20 protein-coding genes are annotated in these 25580 nt (G+C 75.3%); 10 read left to right on the top strand and 10 right to left on the bottom strand.

Translation table 11 applies throughout. From position 1 onward, the window contains the following. Positions 1-45: 45 nt before the first annotated feature. From IPL61_16000 to IPL61_15990, 3 genes are read left to right on the top strand one after another with little or no spacing between them, the layout of a single operon-like run. Positions 46-321, top strand: a complete 276-nt coding sequence (locus IPL61_16000; protein ID MBK9032746.1) for a hypothetical protein — start codon at positions 46-48, stop codon at positions 319-321. Between the two features lie 32 nt (positions 322-353). After that, positions 354-1523, top strand: coding sequence for a serine/threonine protein kinase (locus IPL61_15995; GenBank protein ID MBK9032745.1), 1170 nt, complete (start codon positions 354-356; stop codon positions 1521-1523). Beyond that, positions 1520-2491, top strand: a complete 972-nt coding sequence (locus IPL61_15990; GenBank protein MBK9032744.1) for a hypothetical protein — start codon at positions 1520-1522, stop codon at positions 2489-2491. Before IPL61_15995 ends, IPL61_15990 begins: the two co-directional genes overlap by 4 nt. Here IPL61_15990 and IPL61_15985 read toward each other — a convergent pair. Beyond that, positions 2461-4167 carry a transglutaminase domain-containing protein gene (locus IPL61_15985; GenBank protein MBK9032743.1) on the bottom strand — a complete coding sequence of 569 codons (1707 nt, stop codon included), beginning with the start codon at positions 4165-4167 and terminating at the stop codon, positions 2461-2463. The two genes, IPL61_15990 and IPL61_15985, sit on opposite strands and share 31 nt — an antisense overlap. 71 nt (positions 4168-4238) lie before the next feature. Here IPL61_15985 and IPL61_15980 point away from each other — a divergent pair, with 71 nt between their 5' ends. Next, positions 4239-6392, top strand: coding sequence for a hypothetical protein (locus IPL61_15980; protein ID MBK9032742.1), 2154 nt, complete (start codon positions 4239-4241; stop codon positions 6390-6392). 11 nt (positions 6393-6403) lie between these two features. After that, positions 6404-7351, top strand: a complete 948-nt coding sequence (locus IPL61_15975; protein MBK9032741.1) for a hypothetical protein — start codon at positions 6404-6406, stop codon at positions 7349-7351. Positions 7352-7575: 224 nt separating this feature from the next. Here the strand turns inward: IPL61_15975 and IPL61_15970 are convergent, their stop codons facing one another. Both IPL61_15970 and IPL61_15965 read right to left on the bottom strand, forming a co-directional pair. Continuing rightward, on the bottom strand, positions 7576-9498 hold the full coding sequence (locus tag IPL61_15970; protein MBK9032740.1) for a PEP/pyruvate-binding domain-containing protein: 1923 nt from the start codon (positions 9496-9498) through the stop codon (positions 7576-7578). Between the two features lie 45 nt (positions 9499-9543). After that, complete coding sequence (locus tag IPL61_15965; GenBank protein ID MBK9032739.1) at positions 9544-10500, bottom strand: NAD-dependent epimerase/dehydratase family protein; 957 nt, start codon at positions 10498-10500, stop codon at positions 9544-9546. Between the two features lie 63 nt (positions 10501-10563). Between IPL61_15965 and IPL61_15960 the strand changes: the two genes are divergently transcribed. Then, positions 10564-11211, top strand: a complete 648-nt coding sequence (locus tag IPL61_15960) for a class I SAM-dependent methyltransferase (GenBank protein ID MBK9032738.1) — start codon at positions 10564-10566, stop codon at positions 11209-11211. Next, the gene (locus tag IPL61_15955) at positions 11208-12110 is read left to right on the top strand and encodes a hypothetical protein (protein MBK9032737.1); all 903 of its coding nucleotides are present in this window, start codon (positions 11208-11210) and stop codon (positions 12108-12110) included. Before IPL61_15960 ends, IPL61_15955 begins: the two co-directional genes overlap by 4 nt. Positions 12111-12152: 42 nt before the next feature. Here IPL61_15955 and udk read toward each other — a convergent pair whose 3' ends face one another. Further along, positions 12153-12779 (bottom strand): uridine kinase, encoded by a 627-nt coding sequence (gene udk, locus IPL61_15950; protein ID MBK9032736.1) that lies wholly within the window; start codon positions 12777-12779, stop codon positions 12153-12155. 41 nt (positions 12780-12820) lie between these two features. Then, complete coding sequence (locus tag IPL61_15945) at positions 12821-14905, bottom strand: serine/threonine protein kinase (GenBank protein ID MBK9032735.1); 2085 nt, start codon at positions 14903-14905, stop codon at positions 12821-12823. Positions 14906-15063: 158 nt separating this feature from the next. On the opposite strand from IPL61_15945, the gene IPL61_15940 reads away from it, so the two are divergent. Beyond that, on the top strand, positions 15064-15675 hold the full coding sequence (locus tag IPL61_15940) for a response regulator transcription factor (protein MBK9032734.1): 612 nt from the start codon (positions 15064-15066) through the stop codon (positions 15673-15675). Between the two features lie 13 nt (positions 15676-15688). Here IPL61_15940 and IPL61_15935 read toward each other — a convergent pair whose 3' ends face one another. After that, positions 15689-19036, bottom strand: a complete 3348-nt coding sequence (locus IPL61_15935) for a CehA/McbA family metallohydrolase (protein MBK9032733.1) — start codon at positions 19034-19036, stop codon at positions 15689-15691. A 1-nt stretch (position 19037) separates the two neighbouring features. Further along, on the bottom strand, positions 19038-21938 hold the full coding sequence (locus IPL61_15930) for a helix-hairpin-helix domain-containing protein (GenBank protein MBK9032732.1): 2901 nt from the start codon (positions 21936-21938) through the stop codon (positions 19038-19040). Between the two features lie 185 nt (positions 21939-22123). Here IPL61_15930 and IPL61_15925 point away from each other — a divergent pair, with 185 nt between their 5' ends. After that, positions 22124-22813, top strand: coding sequence for a dienelactone hydrolase family protein (locus IPL61_15925; protein ID MBK9032731.1), 690 nt, complete (start codon positions 22124-22126; stop codon positions 22811-22813). Here IPL61_15925 and IPL61_15920 read toward each other — a convergent pair whose 3' ends face one another. The 3 genes from IPL61_15920 to IPL61_15910 all read right to left on the bottom strand — a co-directional run bounded on the left by IPL61_15920 (position 22814) and on the right by IPL61_15910 (position 24540). Then, complete coding sequence (locus IPL61_15920) at positions 22814-23224, bottom strand: hypothetical protein (GenBank protein ID MBK9032730.1); 411 nt, start codon at positions 23222-23224, stop codon at positions 22814-22816. It lies immediately after the preceding gene. Between the two features lie 117 nt (positions 23225-23341). Beyond that, a complete protein-coding gene (locus IPL61_15915; protein MBK9032729.1) occupies positions 23342-24061 on the bottom strand; it encodes a hypothetical protein in 720 nt (239 codons plus the stop codon). Beyond that, complete coding sequence (locus tag IPL61_15910; GenBank protein MBK9032728.1) at positions 23992-24540, bottom strand: hypothetical protein; 549 nt, start codon at positions 24538-24540, stop codon at positions 23992-23994. The genes IPL61_15915 and IPL61_15910 overlap by 70 nt, the downstream gene beginning before the upstream one ends. 186 nt (positions 24541-24726) lie before the next feature. Here IPL61_15910 and IPL61_15905 point away from each other — a divergent pair. Next, positions 24727-25580: adenosine deaminase (locus IPL61_15905; protein ID MBK9032727.1), on the top strand; the 854-nt coding region annotated here is incomplete at its 3' end.

Genomic DNA, 25580 nt, shown 5'->3' with positions numbered 1-25580 from the left:
CGCGTCAGCCAAGCCGCGGCCGACCACCGCTGGTATAGTGGACGCGTGAGCTTCCCCTGGTTGCCCCCGCCCTCGCCTGGCGCGCCCGCTGGCGCCGCTCGTCGTCTCGCGGTCGCCCAGGCCGAGCTGCGCGATCGCGCCGCCCGGCTTGCTCGACTCGGCTACACCTCCGCCGCGACCACGGCGCGGCTCGCGGCCGCGACGGCGTGGGACTACGATCCGCCGTCGCGCGCCGGGGGCCCCCACCAGCGGCCCGCCGACCTGGCCGACGCCGCCATCGCGGCGCTGGTCGAGGACGTCTACCGCCGCCACCGCGCCTGACGCGCGCGGCGGCGACCTGCACCGCCCAGCTCATGTACGACCTCGAAGCCCTCCCGCGCGATCTCGACCGCTTCCGCCTCCTCGAGCGGATCGCCACCGGAGGCATGGCCGAGATCTACCTGGGCATCGAGCGCACGCCGCTCGGCGGCGATCGCTGGGTCGCGGTCAAGCGCGTGCGCGCCGACCTGTTCGATCAGCCCGAGTTCATCGAGTACTTCGTCACCGAGGGACGGATCTCGCTGCACTGCCACCACCCCAACCTGCCCCAGGCCTACCACCTGGGCACCGCCGGCGGCCGACCGTACCTCGCGCTCGAGTACATCCCGGGCGCGTCGCTGCTGAGCCTGTTCCGCGCGGCCGTGCGCCACCGCCGCCCGATCGCCATCCCGGCCGCGATCGAGATCGGCCTGGGCGTCGCGCGCGCGCTCGATCACCTGCACGGCCTGACCGACGTCGACGGTCGCTCGCTCGACGTGATCCACCGCGACGTCACGCCGCAGAACGTGCTGATCACGCCCGATGGACGCATCAAGCTGATCGACTTCGGCGTGGCCCGGGCCGCGCTGCAGACCCACCGCACCCAGGCCGGCGTGGTCAAGGGCAAGTACGCCTACGTCGCGCCCGAGCAGCTCGAGCGCGGCGCCAAGGTCGATCAGCGGGTCGACCTGTTCTCGTGGGGCGTGCTGATGCATGAGCTGGTGGTCGGCGAGCCGCTGTTCCACGGCTCGAGCGACCTCGACACCTGCGCCCGGGTCCAGCGCCAGCCGATTCCGGATCCGGCGCTGCGTCGTCCCGGCGTGCCCCCGACCTTGGCCGACGTGATCATGACCGCGCTCGCCCGGGATCCCGACCAGCGCTGGGCGTCCGGCGCGGAGCTGGCGGCGGCGCTCGAGCAGGTGGCCCTGGCCGCCGGCCTGTGGCCGAGCGCGTCGGTGGTGGCGCGCGAGACCCACGCGCTGGTCGGCGCGCTGCGCTGCCCGGTCCTGGTGGGCGACACCGTCACCTGGCAGGACCACCCCGGCGCGCGCGACCTCGGCCAGGACGACAGCGAGGTCACGCCGATCATCGAGGCGCGCGGCGAGCACGGCGCCTGGAACCGGGTCGATCACACCGCCGATCCGCAGCTCGGCTACTTCCTCGCCGCCGGCGCGGTGGTCGAGGCGTGGCAGGGCGGCGACTCGACCGACGTCGGCGCGCCGTGACCGCGCGCGCCGCGGCGCTGGCGCTCGCGCTGACCGCGTGCGCGGCGCCGGCGGCCGATCCGCCGCGGATCACGATCGACGACGCGATCGCGACCCGGTCCCTGGCCGGGACCTGGACCTGGGCCCTGACCACGACCGCCGACGGGACCACCCGCACCGAGCGCGAGCGCTGGGACCTCGCGATCACCGGCGACTGGCTGCGCCTGGCCGGACGCTACCAGCGCACGGTCGACGTGCGCGCCGTCGACGGCGTGCCGTTCACGTGCGTGCAGGCGCCGAGCTACCGGCTGGCGTCGACGGTCGACGTGACCGTGGCCGCGGCGCCGGGCGGCGCGGTGATCGAGGAGGTGGGCTACCAGGTCGAGCCGTCGCCGTGCGATCGCGGCCTGCGCCGGCTCGCGCGCTACCAGGCGCGGCTGCTCGACGACGACACCCTCGAGCTGCGCTGGGCCGACGGCGTCGCCCACCTCCAGCGCGCGACGCCGCCGACGCCACCGCCCCGGCTCGCGGTGGCCGCCGCGCCGGCCGGCCCGTGGCGCTGGACCGCGACGTCGTGGACGGCGGGCGGCCTGGTCCAGCGCGAGGACGAGCGCTGGGAGCTGGCGCTGGGTGACGACGGCGCGCTCGCGGGCTGGTACGTGCGCACCGTCGAGGTCCGCGATCCCGGCGGCGCGATCGTGCCGTGCGCCGGCGCCCCCGGCTATCGCTTCGTCGATCGCTACCTGGTGCGCGGCCACCGCCGGCCGGCGGCGCCCGACGACGACGACGCGGGCGACGGCTGGCGCTTCGACGAGGTCGCGGTGGTCGCGGGCGCGCACCCGTGCCTGGCCGCCAGCCCGACCCGGGCCAAGGACGGCGCCGAGCTGGTCGTGATCGGCGACGTGGTCGTGCTCACCTGGCGCGGCGCCCGCCGCCAGGTGCTGCGGCGCCCGGCCGCCTACTCGCCGTCCGAGTACGCCGGGTTGTAGCGCGCGTCGCCGCGGGTCGACACGAACAGCTCGTAGGTGTCGAGGTCGAGGTCGGTCGGGACCAGCGCGTCGATCGCGAAGGTGCCGTCGGCGTTCGAGACCGAGCGCCCGATCGGCGTGCCGTTGAGCCCGCCCGAGCCGACCGGCGCCAGGAACAGATCGATCCGCAGCCCGCCGACGCCGCGCCCGCCCGGGCCGTCGACCCGCCCCTCGATCGCCAGGACCTCGCCGCGGTAGCCGACCGGATCGGCCAGCGTCACGGTCAGGACCGGCGTCGGCTTGGCGTTGTCGATCGGCATGCCCTGGGCGTCGGCGCCGGGGCCGAACACCGGATCGTCGCCGAGCGCGTTGTCGCCGCCGGGGCCCGCGCCGGGCCCGTCGCTGTCGAAGGCGCCGCTGGGCGGCGCGTCGGTCAAGGGCGCGTGGGCCTCGTCGAGCTGCGCGTCGGTCAGGCCGGAGATGTCGCCGGTGAGCTGGGCGTAGTTCTGGGTGTACTCGGGCGGCTTGGCGAACGGATCGGGCGCCCGCGGCCGGTGGACGGTCTTGTTCTCGGCGTTCGAGACGTCGAGGCGCGACGCCGCGCCGCCGAGATCGATCCGCTGCCAGCCGCGCTCGGGGAACCACACCTCGACGAACGCGTGGGCCTCGTTGAAGACGTAGCGGGTCGGGATGCCGAGCGCGTTGGCGGTGACCGTGAACGTCGACGACCGGTGCCGGCACACGCCGGCCTGGTTCTTGAACAGATCCCAGTAGACGTCGCCGGTCGCGGCCGGGATGGGCTTGGCCTCGAAGGCGCGGAAGTAGAAGACCAGCTTGTTGAACGCCGCGCCGAGCTCGTCGTCCTCGTCGAGCCCGAGGTCGGCGAGCGCCTGGTCCGCGACCTGACGGACCTGGGGCGTCAGCGTCGGCACCAGGCCCTCGTGCTGCGCCAGCTCGCGCACCCGCCGCACGCTGTAGGGCCGGGTCGGCAGCTGCGGCGCGAAGTAGCCGGCGTCGGCGTCGGCCAGGAACACCAGCCGGAACTGGCCGTGCGCGGCGCGGTCGTCGGCGCGCACGTAGAAGTTGTCGGCCGAGTCCTTGCTGAACGTGACGCGGATCGCCGGCTGGGTCTCGTACGACAGGATGCGCATGTCGGGGGCGACCGACGGGATCGCGATCGGCGCGCCCGGCGTCAGCTCGACCATCAACGACGCCCAGAACCGATCGCGCGCGCGATCGGTGACGCCGCCGACCGACAGATCGCGCAGGGTCGGGTCGCGGATCACGTTGACGTACCCGGCGTCGATGCCGTCGAGCGAGCTCATGCGCTTGAACGGCATCACGTCCGGGTTGAACACCGCGGTGTAGTGGAGCGTGCCGTCGGCGCCGGTCTGGTAGTCGGGGCGCTCCTCGGTCTGGCGGTCGGTGACCGAGCCCTCGCGCCCGAACACCGGCTCGCCCGGGTCCTTCGGCGCCAGCTGGGGCTCGGGCAGGACCTTGTCGCCCGAGGCGAACGCGTCGGGGTTCTGGCCCGCGGCCGGGTCGCTGCCGATCAGCGGCGAGTCCGAGCCGGTCGGGCTGGGCAGGTCCTCGTGCAGCACCCGCGGCGGCGCCGGCGTGCCCTGGGCCCAGGTGACGGCGACCGCGCCCACCATGCCGGTCAGGCCGACGATCGCCAGCGCCAGTCCATGTCGCATCCCCATGAGCTTACGCGGTAGACACCACCGCGCCAGGTCCGGTTCCCGCCTCGGATCGAATACTATGCGGCGTGGTCAGCGTCCCGTCGGGCCGAGCCGCGCGGGTCGCGGCGGCCATCCTCGCGTGCGCGGGAGCCGCGGGCCACCTGGCCGGCGCCGCCGCCGACGCCTGGTTCCTGGAGGCGATCGGGCCCGGCAACCTCGGGCCCGCGGTGGCGGTGTCGAGCGTGCTGGTCGCGATCGTCGTGGCTGCGGTCGGCGCGCTGGCGGATCGGCGCGATCGCCAGCGCACGCTGGTGGCGCTGGCCGCCGGCGGTGCGGTGCTGCTGGCGGCGGTCAGCCTGGCCCACGCCCACGCGCCGCGCGCGGCGGCGGTGATCGCGTTCATCGCGGTCAAGCAGCTGTCGGCCGCGGTCGAGCTGGCGTTCTGGGTGGCGGTCAGCGAGTGGTTCGACGCCCGCACGCTGCGCCGCATGGTGCCGCGGCTCGCCGCCGCCGGCGGGGTCGGCGGGGTGATCGGCGCCGGGCTGGTCGCGCCGATCGCCCACGCCGCCGGGGCCGGGGTGCTGCTCCTGTGCGGCGCCGGGGTGTTCGCGGCCGCGGGCCTGTGCGCCGGGCTGGCGCCGCCGGCGCGCCGGGTCGGCGCCAGCCTGAAGGCCCGCACCGCCGGCGGGTGGTTCGACGGCGTCGGCGCGCTGCGCCGCCAGCCGCTGGCCCGCGGGCTGGCGGGGCTGGTGGCGATCGCCGGCGTCTGCGCGTCGCTGACCTACGTCGCGCTCGGGGCCGCGGCCGCCGCCCACGACGCCGACAGCGCGGCGCTGGCCGGGTTCCTCGGCTCGGTGCGCATGATCGGCCAGCTCGCGATGATCGGCGCGCAGCTGGTGCTGGCGCCGCGCCTGCTCGGCCGCCTCGGCGTCGGCGGCGCGCTGATCGTGGCGCCGGCGGCGGCGTGCCTCGCGGCGCTGGGGGTGATCGGCACCGGCGCGCTGGCGGCGGTGGCGCTGCTGCAGATCCAGGCCCGGGTCACCGACGGCGCGATCGAAGGCCCGGCCGAGAAGCTGGCGCAGAACCTGTTGCCGCCGGAGCTGCGCGGTCGCCTGAGCGGCTGGCTCGAGGGCCCGGCCAAGCGCACCGGCGCGGTCGTCGGCGGCGTCGCCGCCGGGGTCGTCCGCCCCGACCTGGTGCCGTACGTGATCGTCGTCGCGGCGGCGGTGTGGCTGGTGCTCGCGCTGCGCGTGCGCGCCCACCTGCCGCAGTGGGCGCTCGGCGCCCTCGCCCACCCCTCGGCCCGGACCGACGACGACGAGGTCGCGCTCGGCGAGCGCGCCACCCGGGCGCTGGTGCTGTCGGTGGCCGCGACCGACCCGGCGCGCGCGGCCGAGGTCGCGGCCCGCCTGCACCACCCGCCCGGCTTCGACGCGCGCCCGCTGCTGGTGGGCCTGTACCGCGACGCCGCGTCGGCGCGCGCGGCCATCGGCGCCGCGCTGGCGCGCACGATCGGACCGGGGCAGCGCGATCATGCCACCGCCGCGGCGCTCGCGGCGCTGGCGGCCGGCGCCGACGACGCCCACCGGTGGTCGCTGGTCGGGCGGCTCGGGCGCGGCGCCGGCCCGGGCCTGGCCGTGCTGATCCCCGACGACCAGGCCGGCGGCGCGATCGCCCGGGCCCGCGCGCTCGGCGACCCCGCGGCGATCGCTCTGGCGATCGGCGACGCGACCGCGAGCGACGACGACGCGACCGCGGCCCTGGGCGCCGACGAGCTCGCGGCCGAGGTCGCCGACCGCGCCGCCGCCGGCGATCCCGAGGCGTGCGCGCTCGGGCGCCAGCTGCTGCGGATCGTGCGCCGGCGCGAGGCGCTGGCGCCGACGACGATCGCCGACGCGCTGGCGGCGCTGACCGCGCTGGCGGCGCTGCCGGGCGACGACGCCGAGCGCCGGTGGCTGCGCGCCGACACGATCGAGCTGGTGCGCTCGCTGGCGGCGCCGGCCGCGGCCGCGCCGCCGATCGTCGCCGCCGCCGCGGTGACCGCGCTCGCGCTGCGGCCGGGCGATCCCGCGCCCGAGGACCTCGCCGCGATCGCCGAGGCGCTCGGCGATCGCGAGGATCTGGTCCGCGCCGCCGCCGAGACCGCGCTGCGCGGCCTGGGCTCGGTCGCGGTGCTCGCGCTGGTCCGCACCGCGGGCTCGGCCGGCGCGGCGCCCGCGATCGCGCGGTCGCGCTCCTGAGCGAGCTGGCGGTGAGCGCCCGGGCGCTCGACGCGGTGGTCGAGGCCGAGCTCGACGCGCTCGACCAGCTCGCGGTCCACGCCGGCGCCCTGACCGCGCTGGGCGACCACGCCCTCGACCGACGGCTCGACGAGCGCCTGGCCGAGGTCGGCCACACCGCGCTGCTGCTGGTCGCCGCCCAGGCCCGGGCCCGCTCGATCGCGCGCGCGGCCCGGGCGCTGCGGGCGGCCGCCACCGTCGGCGAGCGCGCCCGCGCGGTCGAGATCCTCGACGCCACGCTGCCGCGCGCGATCGCCGCGCGGATCGTGCCGGTGGTCGACCCCGGCGCGCTGGCCGCCCGGGTCCACGGCGCCCGGGCCCGGCTCGGCCCGATCGCGCTCGACGACGCCATCACCGCCGAGCTCACCGGCCCCGACGCGCTGACCCGCGATCTGCTGGTCCGCGCGCTGCCGCGCGAACGCCGCGGCGCGTTCCGCGCCGCCCTGACCACCGCGGCCCGCGCCGCCGCCGACGCGATCGCGCCGCTCGATCTCTTGCGCCGGGTCACCGCCGGCGCCGACGATGACGACGTGCCCCCCGCCGTCGACGTGCTCCTGGTCCTGGCCGAGGTCCCGGCGCTGGCCGGCCTGACCACGCCGCAGCTCGCCGCCCTGGCCGATCGCGGTGAGGTGGTCGCGCTGGCCGCGGGCGCGCTGATCGTCAGCGACGGCGAGCGCCTCGACGCGCTGCTGGTGGTGATCGACGGCGCGGTCGAGGTCGGCGAGCGCCGCCTCGGCCGCGGCCGCGCGGTCGACGAGCTGGCCGCGATCGCCCCGCGCCCGAGCCCGCGCGTCGCCGCCGTCGAGCCGACGCGCCTGTTCCGCCTCCGGCGCCTCGATCTCGACGAGCTGATCGACGACGAGCCCGGCCTCGGCAGCGCGCTGGTCCGGTACCTGGGCGAGGCCCTGCGCGGACGCTAGCGGCCAGAGCCGGATCCAGGAGCCGGAACCGGAACCGGTCAATCACGTCGGCGCCGATGCCGTCGGCGTACGCGCGGGAACCGGCCCCGGAGCCGGAGCCAGAACCGGAGCCGGAGCCGGAACCGGAACCGGAGCCGGAGGCGGAACCGGTCATCCCCTCGGCGCCGATGCCGTCGGCGTACGCGCGGGAACCGGAGCCGGAGCCGGAACCAGAGCCCCCGGGCCTACTGCCCGACGAACGGCCGCGCCTGCACGATCCAGATCGTCTCGCCCTCGAGCACCCACTCGACGTCGAGCGGCACGCCCGGCGCGAACAGCGGGATGAACTGCTGCACGGCGGTCACGAGCCGCTTGGCCCGCTCCTCGGTCAAGATCACGTCGGTGCCAGCGACCGGCACCTCGCGGATGCCGCCGCCGGGATCGAACACGAGCATCGTCGGATCGTCCTGGCGCGAGATGATCTTGGTGCCGTCGTTGGTGGCGTCGAAGATGATCTGCTCGGGCACCTTCTGGCCCTCGACCACCTTCATGCCCAGGCCCCACTTGGCGTTGATCGTGAAGCCGTCGTCGTCGCGCGGGTCGTAGAGGTTGGTCGAGACCAGCACGCCGGCGGCGGTGGCCGCGACGCCGACCTGCACCATCACCGCCGCGAACACCTGCCGGTGGTCGATGCCGAACGCCGAGCGCTCCTCGACCGCGCGCAGGTTCCACAGCGACGCCCACACGGTCTTGAGCGCCTCGCCCAGCGCCGCCTTGCCGCGCACGTTGGGCACGGTGTCGTAGAGGCCGGCGCCGTTGAAGCCGGGCAGGTCCTCGGCGTTGGTCGAGCTGCGCACGAACACGCCCTTGCCGCCGAGCTTGAGCCGCACCCGCCGGTAGATGACGTCGAGCACGTCGGGATCGATCGGCGCGGCGAGGATCGCGGCGCGCAGCTCCTCGAGCGTGGCGCGGCGCCAGGCCGCGTCGTCGGCGAACCGCGGATCGGCCAGCATCGCCTCGACCTTGACGTCGAGCCCGTTGGCCTTCATGTGCCGCACGTAATAGAAGAACGGCACGCCGAAGCCGTCGGGCACGTTGACGTTGGGCAAGTTGGCGGTGCGGATCTCGCCCAGGTTCGCCGTCTTGGTGCCGTACCTGACCACGTCCTTGGCGCGGATGCGGGTCAGCATCGCCAGGCGCGGATCGGTGACGTCGGCCGCGGGCAGCGCGACGTGGCGGGCCTGGGCCTTGCGCGCCTCCCAGTCGGCGATCTCGGCGGCGCTGGCCTCGCGCACGACCGCGCGGTTGTCGTCGACGTTGTAGTAGACGACCTTGCCGTCGAGCTTGCCGAACGACGCGCGGGCCTGCTTGTCGCCGGCGTTGGGGATGCCCCAGGCGCCGGCGCGCAGGTTCACGTGCGACAGCGGGGTCGAGAACGTCGTCGACAGGATGCCGGCCACCGGCGTGATGTCCGGGTAGCTCTCCTGCAAGAGCACGATGTCGTGGCGATCGAACGTGAGCTGGTCGTAGGGCGTGCCGATCGGCACGACCTTGAGGCGGCCGATGGCCATGCCCTTGTTGAACGCCTGGAACGAGGCGGCCTTGTAGAACTCGTCGTTGGTCACGACCGTGAAGCCCTTGGCCGCGACCTGCCGCGCCATCTTCACCTGGGCCGGCGAGTCGGGCCGGAACGCCAGGTCCTTGCGCCAGAACGACGTCGCCAGGCGATCGCGGACCCGGAGCACGGTCGCGGCGTCGATCTTGTCGCCCTCCCAGAACGACAGCGCCCAGCGGTCGACCTTGTTGTGGTGGGTCAGGTAGCCGAGGATGAACTTCGGCTTCACCTGCTCGTAGTTCTTGTTGTAGGCGATGATGTTGTCGCGCGTCCACGGCTGCTTGAGCAGCACGCCCAGGACGAAGTCGGCGTGGAGCTCGAACAGGTTGACGTCGAAGAAGTAGATCGCGTTGGTCTTGACGTCGATGACGAACTTGCCGAACTGATCGCCGGCGAGGGTCCGCGAGTACTTGGCCCAGGTCGCCTCGTCGGGGATGTTCTTGATCCACGCGCGCTGGACGTCGGCCGCGGCCGGGCGGACCCGGGCGCCGAGGGCGGCCAGCACGACGACCACGACCACGAACACGGACACGGACACGGCGCGACGACGCATGGGCACGAGCCTACAACGTCCGAGCCGCGTCCGCGGCCTAGGTGGCTAGCCCAGGCTCGCGAGCGTCGCCGCCAGCCCGTCGCGCAGCGTCACCTCGGCCGTCACCCCGAGCGCGGCGGTGGCGCGCGTGACCTGGGCGAGCGACCGCACGATCTCGCCGGCGCGGGCCGGCGCGTGCGTGATCGTCACGCCGGTGCCGGCCAGGCCCACGACCGTCTCGGCCAGCTCGCGCACCGTGGTCTCGCGCCCGGTGCCGACGTTCATCGCGCTGCCGTCGCCGCCGTCGGTCATGGCCGCGGTGACGATCGCGCGCGCGACGTCACCGACGTAGACGAAGTCGCGGGTCTGGGCGCCGTCGCCGAAGATCGTGATCGGCCGGCCGGCCCGGGCCCGGTCGGCGAAGATCGAGATCACGCCCGAGTACGGGCTCGACGGATCCTGGCGCGGGCCGTAGACGTTGAAGAACCGGAGCGGCGTCGACGCCAGGCCGTGGGTCGAGGCGTACGCGCGCATCATCAGCTCGCTCGCGAGCTTGTCGACGCCGTACGGCGACAGCGGTCGGCACGGCGCGTCCTCGGGCACCGGCACCAGCGCGGTGTCGCCGTAGACCGCGGCCGACGACGCGAACACGACCTTGCCGACGCCGGTCGCGCGCGCGTACTCGAGCACCTGGACGGTGCCGACGTAGTTGACCGCGACGTCGACCAGCGGGTTGGCCAGCGAGTGGACGACCGAGACCTGCGCGGCCAGGTGGATGATCCGGGCGATCGGCCCGTGCGCGGCGGTGATCGCCGCGAGGGGCGCGAACAGCCCGTGGCTCACGTCGGCCACGACCAGCTCGACCGGCGCGCCGCTGGCGAAGGTGAGCGCGCCGTGGTGGGCCAGGTTGGCCCGCTTGCCGGTGCGGAGATCGTCGAGGACGACGACCCGGTGGCCACCGCCGACGAGGCGATCGACCGTGTGCGAGCCGATGAAGCCGGCGCCGCCGGTGACCAGGACCAGGGACGATGCGGAAGTCACGGCCCGGTGCTACCACGCGCGGGCCGGCCAGTGCACGATGCGGTCATGGCCGACTCCGACTCCCGCGCCGGGGACCGCTACGCCACGCGGCCGATCCTCGACTGGTGCGTCGAGGTCCACGCCGCCCACGACGACGCGCTCGCCCGCGCGTTCGCGACCCCGGCCGGCGTGCCGGCGATCATGGTCGGCCCGTCCGAGGGCCAGCTCGTCGCGCTCCTGTGCCGGCTCGCGGGCGTGCGTCGCGCGGTCGAGGTCGGCACGCTGGTCGGCTACTCGGCCCTGCACCTCGCGCGGGCCCTGCCGCCCGACGGCCACCTGTGGACGATCGAGTTCGAGCGCGCCCACGCCGAGCTGGCCCGGGCCAACCTGGCCGCGGCCGGCGTCGCGGCCAAGGTCACGGTCTGCGACGGCGCCGGCACCGCGGTGCTGCCGACGCTCGAGGATCACGGCCCGTTCGACGCCGTGTTCATCGACGCCGACAAGGTCAACTACCACCACTACGGCCGCTGGGCGGTGGCCAACCTGCGCCCGGGCGGCATCCTCCTGGGCGACAACGCCTACCTCTTCGGCGAGCTGCTCGACGACAGCGACCGCGGCCGCGCGATGCGCGAGTTCCACCAGATCGTCGCCGCGAGCTGTGACTCGGTGTGCATCCCGACCCCGGACGGGCTGGTGCTGGGGATCAAGCGTTGAGCGACCCGCATCGGGCACCAGGGTCGGCCAGCGCGCCGGCCATCCTGCCGGCCGGACGCCGGGCCCACGGACCGCGCCCGCCGGGGCGGCGCTGGCTGCGGCGGCTGGTCACGTTCGTGACCGCCGGCCTGGTCGCGGTGGCCGTCGGCGTGCTCGCGGCGGTGCTCGTCGTCAAGCGCATGCGCACCGGCACCTGGCAGCCGCCCACCGTCGACGACCTCGCCGACGTCAAGCGGGCGGTCGTCCAGCGGATCGATCCGCCGCCGCCGCCGCCGGTGCCCCGGGTGATCTTCCTCGACCGGAGCCCGCGCACGATCAGCCCGGGCGTCGACGACGCCGCCGTCGGCGTCTCGAGCGTGATCGCGCACCAGGGCGACCTGCCGCGATCGGTGCCGGGCTGGAAGGGCACGGCCAAGGGCTGGAAGGATCTGGTCGCGTGCGTCCAGAAGATGTTCGCGCCGTTCGACGTGGTCGTGACCGATCAGCCGCCGACCACGCCCGAGCACATCCTGGTCGCGGTCGGCGGGCGCCCCAAGGACATCGGCGTCAAGGACGCGCAGGTCGCGGGGCTGGCGCCGTTCTCGGGCGAGGTCATCCCGCGCGCGGTGGTGTTCGCGTTCGCCGCGACCCAGAGCCACCAGGCCCAGGGCGTGTGCGAGACCCTGGCGATGGAGGTCGCCCACGCGTACGGCCTCGACCACGAGTACCTGTGCAGCGACGTGATGAGCTACCTGCGCCCGTGCGGCAAGCGCAAGTTCGTCGACAAGGACGCGCGCTGCGGCGAGAAGAAGGCCCGGGACTGCGCCGGCGGCGCCCCGACCCAGAACTCGCACCGACGCCTGCTGAGCGTGCTCGGTCCGCCCGCGCCCGCCACGCCGCCGACGCCCGGCAAGCGGTGACCGCGCCCGCCACGCCGTGACCGCGGCGCGGCGGGCCCGCGGTCAGACGCCGTAGGCGACCCGGCCGAGCGCGCCGAGCAGCACGTCGAGCGCGACCCGGTTGTCGCCGCCCTCCGGCACGATCAGATCGGCCCAGCGCTTCGACGGCTCGACGTACTCGATGTGCATCGGCCGCACCGTCGCGTAGTACTGGTCGCGCACCGACTGGAAGCTGCGGCCGCGCTGCTCGAGATCGCGGCGGATGCGGCGCATCAGCCGGATGTCGGCGTCGGTGTCGACGAAGATCTTGATGTCGAGCTGGTCGCGCAGGCACGCCTCGACGAACACCAGGATGCCCTCGACGACGATCAGCGGCGCCGGCTCGACCCGGCGGGTCTCGGCGCGCCGGGTGTGGGTCCGGAAGTCGTAGAGCGGCACGTCGACCGCGCGGCCGGCCTTGAGCTCGGCCAGGTGCTCGGCCAGGAGCGTGCTCTCGAGCGACGACGGGTGGTCGTAGTTGATCTCGGCCCGGGCCGTGGCCGACAGGTGCGCCTGGTCGCGGTAGTAGGCGTCGTGGTCGAGGACCGCGCACCGCCCGGGCGGCGTGGCCGCGGCGATCTTGGCCGCCACGGTCGACTTGCCAGAGCCGGTGCCGCCGGCGATGCCGATCGTGAGAGGGCTTGAGGTCACCGGCGCGGATATCGCACGATCGACCTCCGCCCGACAACCCGTCAGGGCAGCGCGGCGGCGAGCTCGAGGCCGAGCTTCTCGAGGAGCCCGACCGGCAGGCGCCCGCGCATGCGCACGGTGGCGCCGTCGCGCTCGATCGCCAGCTCGGGGATCGCCAGGCGCAAGAGCGCATCCTCCTTGAACTTGCCGAGCAGCTCCTCGGCCGCAGCCTGGGTCTTGTCGGCGCGCTTGCGGTCGGTCTGGTACAGCGCCACCGCCGCGGCGAGGCCGTCGTCGCCCAGCTCGAGGCGCGCGCTGAAGTCGGCGGCCAGATCGGCCGTGTCGATGTTCTTGGCGACCGCGGCCTTGGTGCCGAGCAGCCAGGCCGAGGCCTGGCGGTCGATCCGCGAGCCGATCTCGTCGATGGCGCTGGGCGCGGTGGTGCGCGGGCGCAGCCGCGGCGCCAGCGCGGCGGCGTCGACCTCCCGGGTCGTGGCGATGAACGTGTGATCGTCGAGCCAGCCCACCAGCTGGGGCGCGGCGTCGGTCGGGATCGCGGTGATCGGCTGACCGTCGAGGCCGGGCGCGGCCATGCGCGCGATCGTGCCGGGGCGGCCCTTGCCCAGGCACGGCTCGAGCTCGGCCCGGGTCCAGCTGCCGCGGACGATCAGCTCCCACTCGTTGAGCAGCGCGCCCGGCCGCTCGATCAGCGCCAGCGACAGCCAGTCGCCGCGCGCCGACAGATCGAGCTCGCACGTGCCGACGAACAGCATGCGCATCTGGGTCAGCGCCGCCGACTCGCCGGCCCGGGCCAGCACCGGCGCCAGCTCGGCGCTGGCGCGCACCTCGGCGATCATGACGCCGACCACCGCCGACGCCTCGGGGCTGTGGTGGCTCAGCGCGGCGCCCAGCTCGGCCCGCAGCTCGGCCCGCCGCGCCGGCGTGAGCTCGAGCCGCGCCACCAGCGGGGGCGCTTGCCCCGGCGGATCGGGCTCGATCGAGCCCGCCGAGGTCGAGGCGCCGAGCGCCCAGGGATCGGCGGCCGCGCGGGTCCCGGTGACCTGGGGCGACCGCGCCGCCACGAACCCGATCGTCCCGGCGACGCCTGCGACCGCGAGGCCCGCGACCAGCCAGGGCCAGCGGCGCCGGCGCGCGCGCGTCGGCGGCGTCAGTTCGACCCGCTCACCCGATGATGCCGAGCCGGTGGTCGCGGCGCCGCCGAGCTGCCGCCACGGCTGGCCCGGGGTCGAGACCGCCGCCGCGGTCACCGTCGCCGCCAGCGGCAGCTCGACCGGCGCGGTCACCCGCCCGGCCGGCGCGCCGCCCAGCCCCGCGGCCCGGCGGACGCGCTCGCGCAAGGCCAGCACGTCGGGCGGTCGATTGGCGGCCCGGGTCGACAGCGCGCGGGCGACCTCCTCGTCGAGGGCCGCCGGCACCTCGGCCAGGTCGCCGAGCCGCGCCGGGTTGAGCCGCACGTCGGGATCGGCGGTGTCGTCCCACGGCAGCCGCCCGGCCACCATCGCGAACAGGGTGACCGCCAGCTCGTAGATGTCGGTCGCCACCGACGCCGGCGAGCCGAAGAACCGCTCGGGCGCCATGTACGCCGGGGTGCCGCGGACCTGGCCGGTCTCGGTCAGCGTGACGACGCCGTCGACCATGGCCTTGGCGATGCCGAAATCCAGGAGCACGGCGTGCAGGGTGCCGGCGCTGTCGACCAGCATGACGTTCTCGGGCTTGAGATCGCGGTGGAGGAGCCCGGCGGCGTGCATCGCGGCGACCGCCTCGCACACCTGCTCGAACAGCGCGACCGCTTGCCGCAGGGGCACCGGCCCCTGGCCCAGGCGCTCGCCCAGGGTCGTGCCCGGCAGCTTCTCCATCGCCAGGTAGGCGCGGCCGTCGGGCAAGGTCCCGGCCGCCAGCACCTTCACCACGCCCGGGTGGGCCATCTCCATGAGCAGGCGGGCTTCGTCGACGAACCGCTGGCGCTCGGCCGTCGCCAGGTCGGTGCGGATCACCTTGAGCGCGACGGTGCGATGGCCCCAGCGGGCGTCGTAGACGGTGGCGCTGCCGCCCTCGCCGAGCACGCCGAGGAGTGTGAACTCACCGAGTTGGACCGGGACCGCGGGATCGGGGGGAGGACTGGACACGCCGGCTCGGCGGCAGTGTAGCGATCTGCTCGCGGGGATCAACGGCCGCGATCGGTCCCCGGGAGCCCACCGCTAACCGTCCAGGGGTCGTGTGTCCCTGGCGACGTGGTAGGTTGTCCTTGGTCGAGCTTGCCGTCGAGGAATCTATGATCCGTGTCGTGATCGCCGAAGACCACACCCTGATTCGCGAAGCGCTAGCCAAGATGCTGGTCGCCAGCGGACAGATCGAGGTCGTCGGCCTGGCCTCGACCGGCACCGAGGCGGTGGCGATGGTCGGGCGCGCCACGCCCGACGTGCTGCTGATGGACGTCACGATGCCGGAGAAGGACGGCATCGCCGCGCTCGCCGATCTGGCCGTGCTCGGGACCACGACCCGCACCATCATCTTGACGATGCACGAGGACGAGGCCCACGGCGTGCGCGCGATCCGCGCCGGCGCCGCGGGCTACGTCAAGAAGTCGGCCAACCTCGACGAGCTGCTCGACGCGATCGACCGCGTCCACCGCGGCGAGCGCGTCATGCCCGCCGACGTCGAGGTCGCGCTGACCAAGAAGCGCAGCGATCACCCGGCGCAGATCCTGTCGTCGCGCGAGTTCCAGGTGATGGAGTACCTGGCGGCCGGCAAGACCAACCGCGAGATCGCCGAGATGCTGTCGATCAGCGTCAAGACCGTCGACACCCACCGCGGCCACGTGCTCAAGAAGCTGCGCCTGCGCAACAACTCCGACATCACCCGGTTCGCGATCCAGCACGGCCTGATGCCGGTGTGATCGCGGCCCGCGGTCACCGACGCGCGGGCTGGACCCAGGCGCGGGCGCCGTCGGCGCGCGTGACCACGGCCCGCACGTAGCTGGGCGCCGGCGGGATCGGGTAGTGGGCGGTCGCGTCGCGCGCGGTCGCGACGACGCGTCCGTCGACGATGAACTGGATCGTGTGGCCGGCGGCGTCCCCGTCGATCGCGACCTCGAGCTGGTCGCCGACGACGCCGGCCCGGGCCAGCGTGACGCCGGTCGACGCGTAGAACCGCCCGGCCGCCAGCGCGGCGACGATGGCCTGGGGATCGCGGGCGGCGTCGACGACGACCCAGGCGCCGCCGGCCGGGTAGCGCCCGACGCCGTCGTAGGCGTGGGCGTCGTCCGAGGCCACGCCCCAGATCCGCGCGCCGGCGCCCAGCGCGCCGTCCCAGATCGCCTCCATCGACGGGTGGTCGCCGTCGCCCGCGTTCCACGCGCCGAACTGGACGTTGGCGATCTCGACCAGCGCGAAGCCGTCGCCGGCCAGGTCGGCCAGCAGCGCCGCGGTCATGCCCCAGTGCCACTGCGGGTGGTTGAGCTGCGGCAGCCCGTCGAGGCGCGCGGCCTCGGTCAGCGCGGCGCGGTACATGGCGCGGCGATCGCGGGCGGCGCGATCGGCCCACTCGAGCTTGCCCTCGGGGCGGGCGGTCACGCCGAGCACGTTGACGTGGATGCGGCACTTGCCGCCCGGCGGGGGCTCGGGCTCACTGCACGCGCCCGGGTTGTAGGTGAGCTCGGTGCCGGCGATGACCAGGAGCCCGTCGTCGGCGGCGCCGCGCCCGCCCGGATCGACGCCGGGGATCGTGACGCGGTTGTGATCGGTGAGGACGATGAAGTCGTAGCCGTGGCGCCGGTACCAGGCCATCACCGCGGCCGGATCGGTCGACGAGTCACCCGACGGGGCGGCGTGGACGTGGGTCGAGCCGCGCAGCCAGTGCGGCGGCGGCGGCGCGTCGATCGGCGGCGCCTCGACCCCGGCGTCGACCGCGACCGGCGGCCGCGACCGGCGCGGATCCCGGGCCGGGCCGGCGCACGCGACCAGCGCCAGCGCGAGCAGCGCGGGCCTCACGGCGCCTGCTCGAGCAGCGCGGCGGCGCCCGGCGCCAGGTTCGTGACCACGCCCATCGAGCGCTTGTGCCAGTGCGTGCGGGTCGCCAGGAACAGGCCGAGCGCGTCGGTCAAGAGCCGCCGCACCGCCGGCCGGGTCGTCGACTGGTCGATGCGCTCGTCGGGATCGCCGACGACGTCGAGGGTGGTCGGCACGCCGCGCTTGCCGACCTTGAGCTTCCAGCGCCCGATCCGCATCGTGTGGGCGTACTCGAACTGCGACGCGTACGACGGCCGCGGCCACCCGCGCCCGACCCCGGCCGCCAGCGGCGCCAGCGACTGGCCCTGCAGCGCCGGCGGCACGTCGGCGCCGATCGCGTCGAGGATCGTCGGCAGCACGTCGACCTGCTCGACGCCCTCGTCGACCACGCCCGGCGCGATCCGCGGCGGGTAGTGGATCAACAGCGGCACCCGCACCAGCGTCTCGCGCAGCGAGCCGCCGTGGCCGCAGCGCCCGTCCTCGAACAGCTCCTCGCCGTGATCGGCGGTGACGATGATCATCGTCTGCTCGTAGATGCCCATGCGCCTGCAGCGCCGCGACCAGGTCGCCGAGCCGCGCGTCGTGGTAGCTGATCGCCGAGTCGTAGATCGCGCGCAGGCGCTCGACGTCGGCCGGCGGCGGCACGATCGTGCAGCCCATCTGCCCGGGGACGATGCCGAGCGCGGCCGCGGTGCCGCCGACCACGAACGGGCCGCGGTACGACGGATCGGAGTAGCGATCGATCCACGGGCGCCGCGCGACCCACGGGCCGTGGGTGTCGACGGTGCCCAGGAACAGCAGCGTCGGCTCGGCCTTGTGGGCCTCGAGCCGCGCCAGCGCCGCGTTGACCACGAGGCGCCCGGGCAGGTACCCGTTGATGACGCCCTTCTCCCGCATCATGTTGCGGAACTCGACGAAGCCGCGGCCGTAGCCGCCGCTGTCGGTCACGAAGCCGTTGCCGGTGACCGCGATCGGCTGCAGGCCCGCGGCCGCGACCAGCTCGCCCAGCACCGCCAGCCGGCGCGGGATCCGCCAGCTGCCGCCGACGCCGGCCTGGCGGACGTTGTGGATCGCCGGATAGGTGCCGGTCCACAGGCTGGCGTGGGAGGTCTGCGACTCGTTGCCGTGGACGTAGTACTGCCGGAACACCGCGCCGGTCTGGGCGAGGGTGTCGAAGTTCGGCACCTCGGCGCGGGCGCCGGGCGTGAACGTCCGGACGCGATCGGCGCGGAGCGCGTCCATGATCCACAGGACGACGTAGCGGGCCGGCGGCCCTGGGGTCGGCACCGTCGCGGGCGCACCCGGCACCGTGATCACCGGATCCGCCAGCGCGGCGCGCGGGCAGTCGAGGGCGGTGAGCGCCAGCCGCACCGGGCGATCGCCGACGCCCGACAGCTCGACCCGATCGGCGCCGCCGCCGAGCAGCCCGGCGACCCGGGTGCCGTCGTCGGTGCGGGCCTCGACCTCGACCCGGCACGGCGCCGGCACGGTCGCGACCAGGTGGGCGTCGGCCGGCAGGTGCACGTACCAGGCGACGCCGGCGCCGCGGTCGAGCGCCAGCGTGCGGGTGGGCACGTCCCAGCCGACGTGGGCCAGCGGATCGTCGTCGGCGGCCGCCCGGGCCGCGTCGGCGGTGATCCGGACGGTCGCGACCGCGACGGCGCCGTCGAAGACGATCGGGTTCTCGCCGTCGCGCCAGGTCCCGGCCGGGGTCGGCAGCGCGTACCAGGCGTCGCCGACCGCGACGTCGAGGCGGCCGAGCGTGCGCAGGCCGGCGCGCACGGTGACCTTGTGGGCGCGATCGGCCACCAGGCGCACCGCCAGGCCGGTCGCGGCCTCGGCCTGGACCGCCGACAGCGGCACCTCGATCGAGCCGCCGCGGGTCGCGACCGCGACCCGCTGGCCGAGCACGACCTGGCGCAGGCGCCAGCGCGCCGACGGCAGATCGAAGCGCGTGTAGCGCGCGAAGCCGATCGACCCGGCGTCGATCACGAGGTCGCCGTCGACGATGCGGTGGCTGGTGAGCAGGTTGTCGCCGAGCGCGAACCCGGCGTGCTCGGGCCGGACCGCGACCGGCGCGGCCGCGGCGTCGAGTCCGACCGCGGGGCCGCCGTCGGCGACCTCGGCGACCGCGACCGCCGCGTCGTCCACCGACGGCCGGGCCTTGCCGCGATCGCGACACCCGATGGTCCCGATCGTCACCAGCAGCGCGACCGACGCCACGCGCGCCGGGCCGCGCCCGCGGGTCACCTCAGCGCTGTTTCTTGATCTCGGCAAGCTTCGCGAACGGGTTGTTGACGAAGCCCGATACTCCCATGCCGTCGTCGGGCCGACGATCGTCGCGCCGATCGGGGCGATCCCCGCCGCGATCGGGCCGCGGGCCGCGATCGCCGTCGGGCCGCGGGCCGCGGTTGTCGGGGCGTGGGCCGCGGTTGTCAGGCCGCGGGCCGCGATCACCCTCGGGGCGCGGGCCACGGACGTCGGCGCGCGGACCACGGAAGTCGGGGCGTGGGCCGCGATCACCCTCGGGGCGCGGGCCGTCGGCGCGCGGGCCGCGAACACCCTCGGGGCGCGGGCCGTCGGCGCGCGGTCCCCGGTTGTCGGGCCGGGGACCATCCGGCCGCGGGCCCCGGTTGTCGGGCCCCGGGCCCTGGTTGTCGGGCCGCGGGCCACGATTGTCCGGCCGCGGGCCACGATTGTCCGGGCGCGGGCCACGGTTGTCCGGCCGCGGGCCGCGGTTGTCCGGGCGCGGGCCGCGCGGCGGCCGTGGGCCGCGCTGATCCGGCCGCGGGCCACCATCGACACGAGCGCCGTCGGGCGCGGGCGCACCGTCGGGCGCGGGCCCACCGTCGGGCGCGGGCGCGCCGTCGGCGCGGACCTCGGGGCGCGGGCCGCCACCGTCGGGGCGCGGGCCGCGGGGACCGCGCGGCGGCCGGGGACCGCGATCGGGCCGGGGGCCGCGATCGGGTCGGGGGCCGCGCCCGCCGCCGTCGGCGCGCGGTCGGTTGATCGCCAGCGCGATCCGGCGGCGCTGCAGATCGACGCCCAGCACCCGCACCGACACCTTGTCGCCGACCTTGACCACCTCGGACGCGTCCTTGACGAAGCGATCGGCCAGGCGCGACACGTGGATCAGGCCGTCCTGGTGCACGCCGACGTCGACGAACGCGCCGAACGCCGCGACGTTGGTGACCAGGCCCTCGAGGACCATGCCCTCCTTGACGTCCTCGAGCGTCATCACGTCGTCGCGGAACCGTGGCGGCTCGAACAGCGCGCGCGGATCGCGGCCCGGCCGCACCAGCTCGGCGCAGATGTCGCGCACGGTCGCGTCGCCGGCGTCGTCGTCGACGTAGCGGCCGCGCTCGATCGTGTCGACCAGCGCGGCGTTGCCGAACAGGCTGACCACGTCGACGCCGAGGTCGGCGGCCATGCGCTCGACCAGCGCGTAGCGCTCGGGGTGGACCGCCGAACCGTCGAGCGGCTGGGCGGCGCTGCGGACGCGCAGGAAGCCGGCGCACTGCTCGAAGGTCTTGGGCCCCAGGCCCGGCACCTCGCGGAGCTGCGCGCGCGACGTGATCCCGCCGTGCTCGTGGCGGTAGCCGACGATCTTCTTGGCCAGGGCCGGGCCGATGCCGGCGACGTAGCCGAGCAGGCTCGGGCTGGCAGTGTTGACGTCGACGCCGACGAAGTTGACGCAGCTCTCGACCACGTCGCCGAGCTTCTTGGTCAGCAGCGGCGCGTGGACATCGTGCTGGTACTGGCCGACGCCGATGGCCTTGGGCTCGACCTTCACCAGCTCGGCCAGCGGGTCCTGCAGCCGCCGCGCGATCGAGATCGCGCCGCGGATCGTGAGATCGAGCTCGGGGAACTCCTCGCGGGCCAGATCCGAGGCGCTGTAGACGCTGGCGCCGGCCTCGTTGACCGCGACGACCACGCGATCGCCCAGGTTGGCCGAGGCCACGAGCCGCCGCGCGAACACCTCGGCCTCGCGACCGCCGGTGCCGTTGCCGACCGCGATCGCCACCGGGTCGTGCTTGGTCACGAACTCGGCGAAGTCGGCCTTGGCGCGCTCGAGCGCGGCCTCGCCCTGGGTCAGGAAGATCGTGACCGAGCCGAGGTAGCGCCCGGTCGCATCGACCGCGGCGCACTTGCAGCCGGTGCGCAGGCCCGGATCGACGCCGATCACGGTCTTGGCCCCCAGCGGCGCGCCCAGCAGCAGCGCCCGCAGGTTGCCGGCGAACACGCCCGCGGCCTCGAGATCGCTGGCGGTCTTGAGATCGGCGCGCACGTCGTTCTCGATGGCCGGGGCCAGCAAGCGGCGGTAGCCCTCGCCGACCGCGCGCGCCAGGAGCTCGGCCCACGGCGACGCCGGCGCGTGGCCGGCCAGGCGCAGGACGCCGGCGATGACCTCGTCGGCGCCGCCCGCGGGCTCGATCGCCGCGCGCAGCACGCCCTCGGCCTCGCCGCGGCGGATCGCCAGGAACCGGTGCGACGGGACCGTCGCGACCGCCTCGCGGAACGCGTAGTACGCCTCGTACTTGGTCGGCTCGGCGATCTTGTCGGCGACGCCGGTCGCGACCAGCGCGCCGGCCCTGAACGCGGCCCGGGCCAGCGCGCGCGCGTCGGCGCGATCGCACACGACCTCGGCCACGATGTCGCGGGCGCCGGCGAGGGCGTCGTCGGCCGTGGCGACCTCGGCGGTCACGAACCCGGCGGCGGCCGCGGCCGGATCACCGTCGGCGCCCTGCCCCAGGATCAGCTCGGCCAGGGGCGCCAGGCCCTTGTCGCGCGCGGCGCTGGCGCGGGTCTTCCGGCGCGGGCGGTAGGGGGCGTACAGATCCTCGAGCTCGGCCTTGGTGGTCGCGGCCGCGAGCGCCGCGGCCAGCGCCTCGGTCAAGACGCCGGCCGCCTCGAGCTCGCCCCGGATCGCCGCGCGCCGGGCCTCGCGCTCGGTCAGGTAGGCGTGGCGCTCCTCGATCGCGCGCAGCTGGACCTCGTCGAGGCCGCCGGTCTTCTCCTTGCGGTAGCGAGCGATGAACGGCACGGTCGCGCCGTCCGCGAACAAGGCGATCGCGGCCGCCACGGCGGCGGGTGCGAGGGCGAGCTCGGTGGCGAGATCGGGGACAGGATCGTAGGCGGGCGGTGCGGTCATGGCCAGAAGGGGGCCGAAGCTAGCCGCGGGGCCCCCGGGGCGCAACCTGCAAACCGGCCGCACGGTCGATCGTGGTAGAGCCGGGCGTGGCCATCGACCTGCCTGGGCTCACCCGCCGTCACCTCACCTTCGACGGCGTCGGCCGCGACGTCTACGTCGCCGGCGCCGGCCCGGCCATCGTCGTGATGCACGAGGTGCCGGGCCTGCACCCGGGCGTGCTGGCGTTCGCCGCGCGCCTGCGCGCCGCCGGCTTCACGACCTACCTGCCGTCGCTGCTGGGCACGCCCGGCAAGCCGATGACCGCCGGCTATATGCTGGGCTCGATGGCCAGGGCGTGCGTGGCGCGCGAGTTCGCGACCTGGGCCAGCGGCGCCGGCAGCCCGATCGTCGGGTGGCTGCGCCAGCTCGCGGCGCTGGCCCACGCCGAGGCCGGCGGCCGCGGGGTCGGCGCGATCGGCATGTGCCTGACCGGCGGGTTCGCCCTCGGCATGATGGTCGACGAGCGCGTGATCGCCCCGGTGCTGTCGCAGCCGTCGCTGCCGTTCGCCGTCACTGGCCGCCACCGCCGCGCGATCGGCGTCGACGCGGACACCTGCGCCGCGATCGCGGCCCGGGCCGACGTGCCGGTGCTGGGCCTGCGCTTCACCGGCGACCGGTTGGTGCCGCCGGAGCGGTTCGCGACCTTGCGCGAGCTGCTCGGCGATCGGTTCATCGCCGTCGAGATCGACTCGAGCCGCGGCAACCCGCACGGCCTCAAGCGCACCGCGCACTCGGTCCTCACCCACGACTTCGTCGACGCGCCCGGCCACCCGACCCGGGCCGCGCTCGATCGCGTGATGGCGTTCTTCGCCGAGCGCCTGGCGCCGGCGGCGTGATCACGGCGTCGGCGGGTGCGGCGCGCCCAGCCGGCGGGTCAGCCGGCGCTCGAGCGCGGGCGTCGCGGCCTGGGTGCCGTCGCACTGCCGCACGGTCAGGCGATCGCCGTCGCGCCGCGCCATGATCACCAGGGTCGTGCCCGCGGCCAGGCCGCGCCGGCACGAGGTCGGCGAGTCGTGGATCTGCACGGTCTCGGCGACGGCGCCCTTCCAGACCGCGCGCACGGTCACGGTCGCGATCGCGTGATCGGTGATCTCGACCTCGGTCAGCGTGCCGACCAGGATCACGTCGGCGGCGCGGGTGGTCCGGGCCAGGCTCGGGGTCAGGCACCGGCACGCGTCGGCGGGCCCGGCGGTGGCGAGCGACGAGCTCACGGCGACGACGACGGCGAGCGCGCGGACGGGGTCCATGCCCGATCGTGTCAGCGACGCCGGCCGAGGTGTCGCGGGCCGTCGCGCTCGCCCCTTCGATGAGCGCGACGCGCGCGGTCAGCGCGCCACCCCCGCGGTCGTGCGCTCGTGGGCCGCTCAGCCGTCGCAGACCATGGTCGCCGCGAACATGCGCCACGACTCCTCGAACCACGACGTGTACAGGACGAGGAAGCCGCGGCCGGTCCAGCGCACGAACGCGGCCGGCTCGGCGCCGGCGTGCGCGACCACGGTGTCGACGTAGGTCGAGCGCTCGAACGAGCGATACGGGTGCCGCATGCGCATGACGTGCAGCTCGCGATCAGACGTGAACGACGGCTCGCCCCACATCCGATCGAGCGGCGGCCCGTCGTCGGGGCCAGCCACCGGCTGGCCGTCGAGCTGGTAGCGGGCGACGAGCGGCCCCGCGCCCGTGGTGGCGACGCCGATGACGCCGTCGGCCAGCTCGACCAGCGCGCCCTGGGTCACCTTCGCGGCGGGGACCCCGAGGTCGACCGTGACGCCGCTCGAGCTCACCAGCTCGCCGCGACCGCCGTGGCCGCGGACGATGGCCCAGGCGTCGCCGTCGGCGGCGACCGCGGCGATCTCGCTCGGCTCAGACGACGCGCCGGCGGTGACCTGAGGGAAGCGCTCGGCGCGCACCTCGCCGGTCGACGCCACGGTGATGCGCTGGAACACGGGCGCGGCGCCGGCGTGCTCGCCGTAGAGGTAGATGCCGGTCGCGTCGTCGGCCGCCGTCGCCCACGAGGTCAGCGGGCCGGGCAAGGCCAGGTGCGCGCCCGAGCCCAGCAGGTTGGCCTCGGCGTCCAGCACCACCACGTGCAGGCACGGGTCCTGCCGCAGCGCCCGTCGAACAGGATCAGGGTCAGATCACCCACCGCCTCGGCCGCGAGCATGCGGTCGGCCCCCTCGGACGTGGCGGTCCGCAGCTCACCCGGCACCTGACCGGTCGGCGCGGCACGATAGGCCAGGAGCGCGCCCGGGCCATCGTCGACCGCGACCACCAGGTGCCGCTCGTCGCCGACGGCGGCGAGCCAGCGCGGCGCGTGCCCGAACTTGAGCGGCCGATAGCGGCTCGTGATCGCGCACTCCTCGGCGTCGAGCACCGCGCGCGTCGGGACCCGGGTCACGTCGGCAGCGGGTCGAGCCAGCGCCGGCGCGGCGTCGACGGCCGGCGCGGGGGCGACGGCCGCCGCGGCGTCGACGACACGCGTGCCCGTGACCTCGTGCCGGGTCTCCGACTTGCGGCAGGCCGCCACCGAGACCAGTCCGACGACCAAGAGGGCCACCCGCGCCATCGGCGTCGAGCATATCGAACGCGGCCCGGTCGCGCCACGTCGAGGCGAGGCCCGCGCGCCGCTGCGGGCCTCGCTCCGGCGCAGGGGCGCGGCGGCCGCTGACGTCGAGACAGCGACGCCGAGGGCGGCGCATCGATCCGGTCGTCAGCGCCGGCCGAGGCGGCGCGGGCCGTGGTACCCGATCGCATGTCCGCGCCCGCCCTGCCCGCCGCGCTCGAGCGCCTGATCGCCGCCCTGCCCAAGGTCGAGCTGCACCTGCACATCGAGGGCACCCTCGAGCCCGAGATGGTGATGGCCAAGGCCGCCCGCCACGGCATCGACCTGCCCTACGCCTCGGTCGAGGCGGTGCGCGCCGCGTACCAGTTCACCGACCTGCAGTCGTTCCTCGACATCTACTACGCCGGCTGCGACGTGCTGCGCGACGAGGACGACTTCTACGACCTGGCGATCGCGTACTTCGCGCGCGCGCACGCCGATCGCGTGGTCCACGCCGAGCTGTTCTTCGATCCGCAGACCCACACCGCCCGCGGCGTCGCGATGGGCACGGTGATCGACGGGCTGGCCCGGGCCCAGCGCGACGCCCTCGCCCGCTGGGGCCTGACCTCGAAGCTGATCCTGTGCTTCCTGCGGCACCTGCCGGAGGCCGACGCGCTCGCGACGCTCGACGCCGCGCGGCCGTACCTGCGGCACATCGCCGGGGTCGGCCTCGACTCGGGCGAGCGCGGCAACCCACCGAGCAAGTTCGCGCGGGTGTTCACCGCGGCCCGCGCGATGGGCCTGGTGCCGGTGGCCCACGCCGGCGAGGAGGGCCCGGCCGCGTACATCCGCGAGGCCCTCGACCTGCTCGAGGTCGTGCGGATCGATCACGGCGTGCGCTGCGACGAGGATCCGGCGCTGGTCGCCGAGCTGGCGGCGCGGCGCGTGCCGCTGACCGTGTGCCCGCTGTCGAACCTGAAGCTGTGCGTGGTGCAGGATCTGGCCGACCACAACCTCGGCCGGCTGCTGGCCGCGGGCGTGTGCGTGACGATCAACTCCGACGA

Source organism: Myxococcales bacterium, assembly GCA_016717005.1.
In the GTDB taxonomy this organism is placed as follows: Bacteria; Myxococcota_A; Polyangia; order Haliangiales; family Haliangiaceae; genus UBA2376.
The sequence above is the reverse complement of the archived record's forward strand: the minus strand, read 5'-3'. Positions and strand labels throughout refer to the sequence as shown.

Bases quoted from the DNA above. Each gene is read 5' to 3' on its own strand.
- IPL61_15920 (MBK9032730.1), bottom strand. From the start codon at position 23,224: ATGGACCCCGTCCGCGCGCTCGCCGTCGTCGTCGCCGTGAGCTCGTCG.
- IPL61_15930 (MBK9032732.1), bottom strand. From the start codon at position 21,938: ATGACCGCACCGCCCGCCTACGATCCTGTCCCCGATCTCGCCACCGAG.
- IPL61_15985 (MBK9032743.1), bottom strand. From the start codon at position 4,167: ATGCGACATGGACTGGCGCTGGCGATCGTCGGCCTGACCGGCATGGTG.
- IPL61_15960 (MBK9032738.1), top strand. From the start codon at position 10,564: ATGGCCGACTCCGACTCCCGCGCCGGGGACCGCTACGCCACGCGGCCG.
- IPL61_15970 (MBK9032740.1), bottom strand. From the start codon at position 9,498: ATGCGTCGTCGCGCCGTGTCCGTGTCCGTGTTCGTGGTCGTGGTCGTC.
- IPL61_15910 (MBK9032728.1), bottom strand. From the start codon at position 24,540: ATGGCGCGGGTGGCCCTCTTGGTCGTCGGACTGGTCTCGGTGGCGGCC.
- IPL61_15995 (MBK9032745.1), top strand. From the start codon at position 354: ATGTACGACCTCGAAGCCCTCCCGCGCGATCTCGACCGCTTCCGCCTC.
- IPL61_15925 (MBK9032731.1), top strand. From the start codon at position 22,124: ATGCACGAGGTGCCGGGCCTGCACCCGGGCGTGCTGGCGTTCGCCGCG.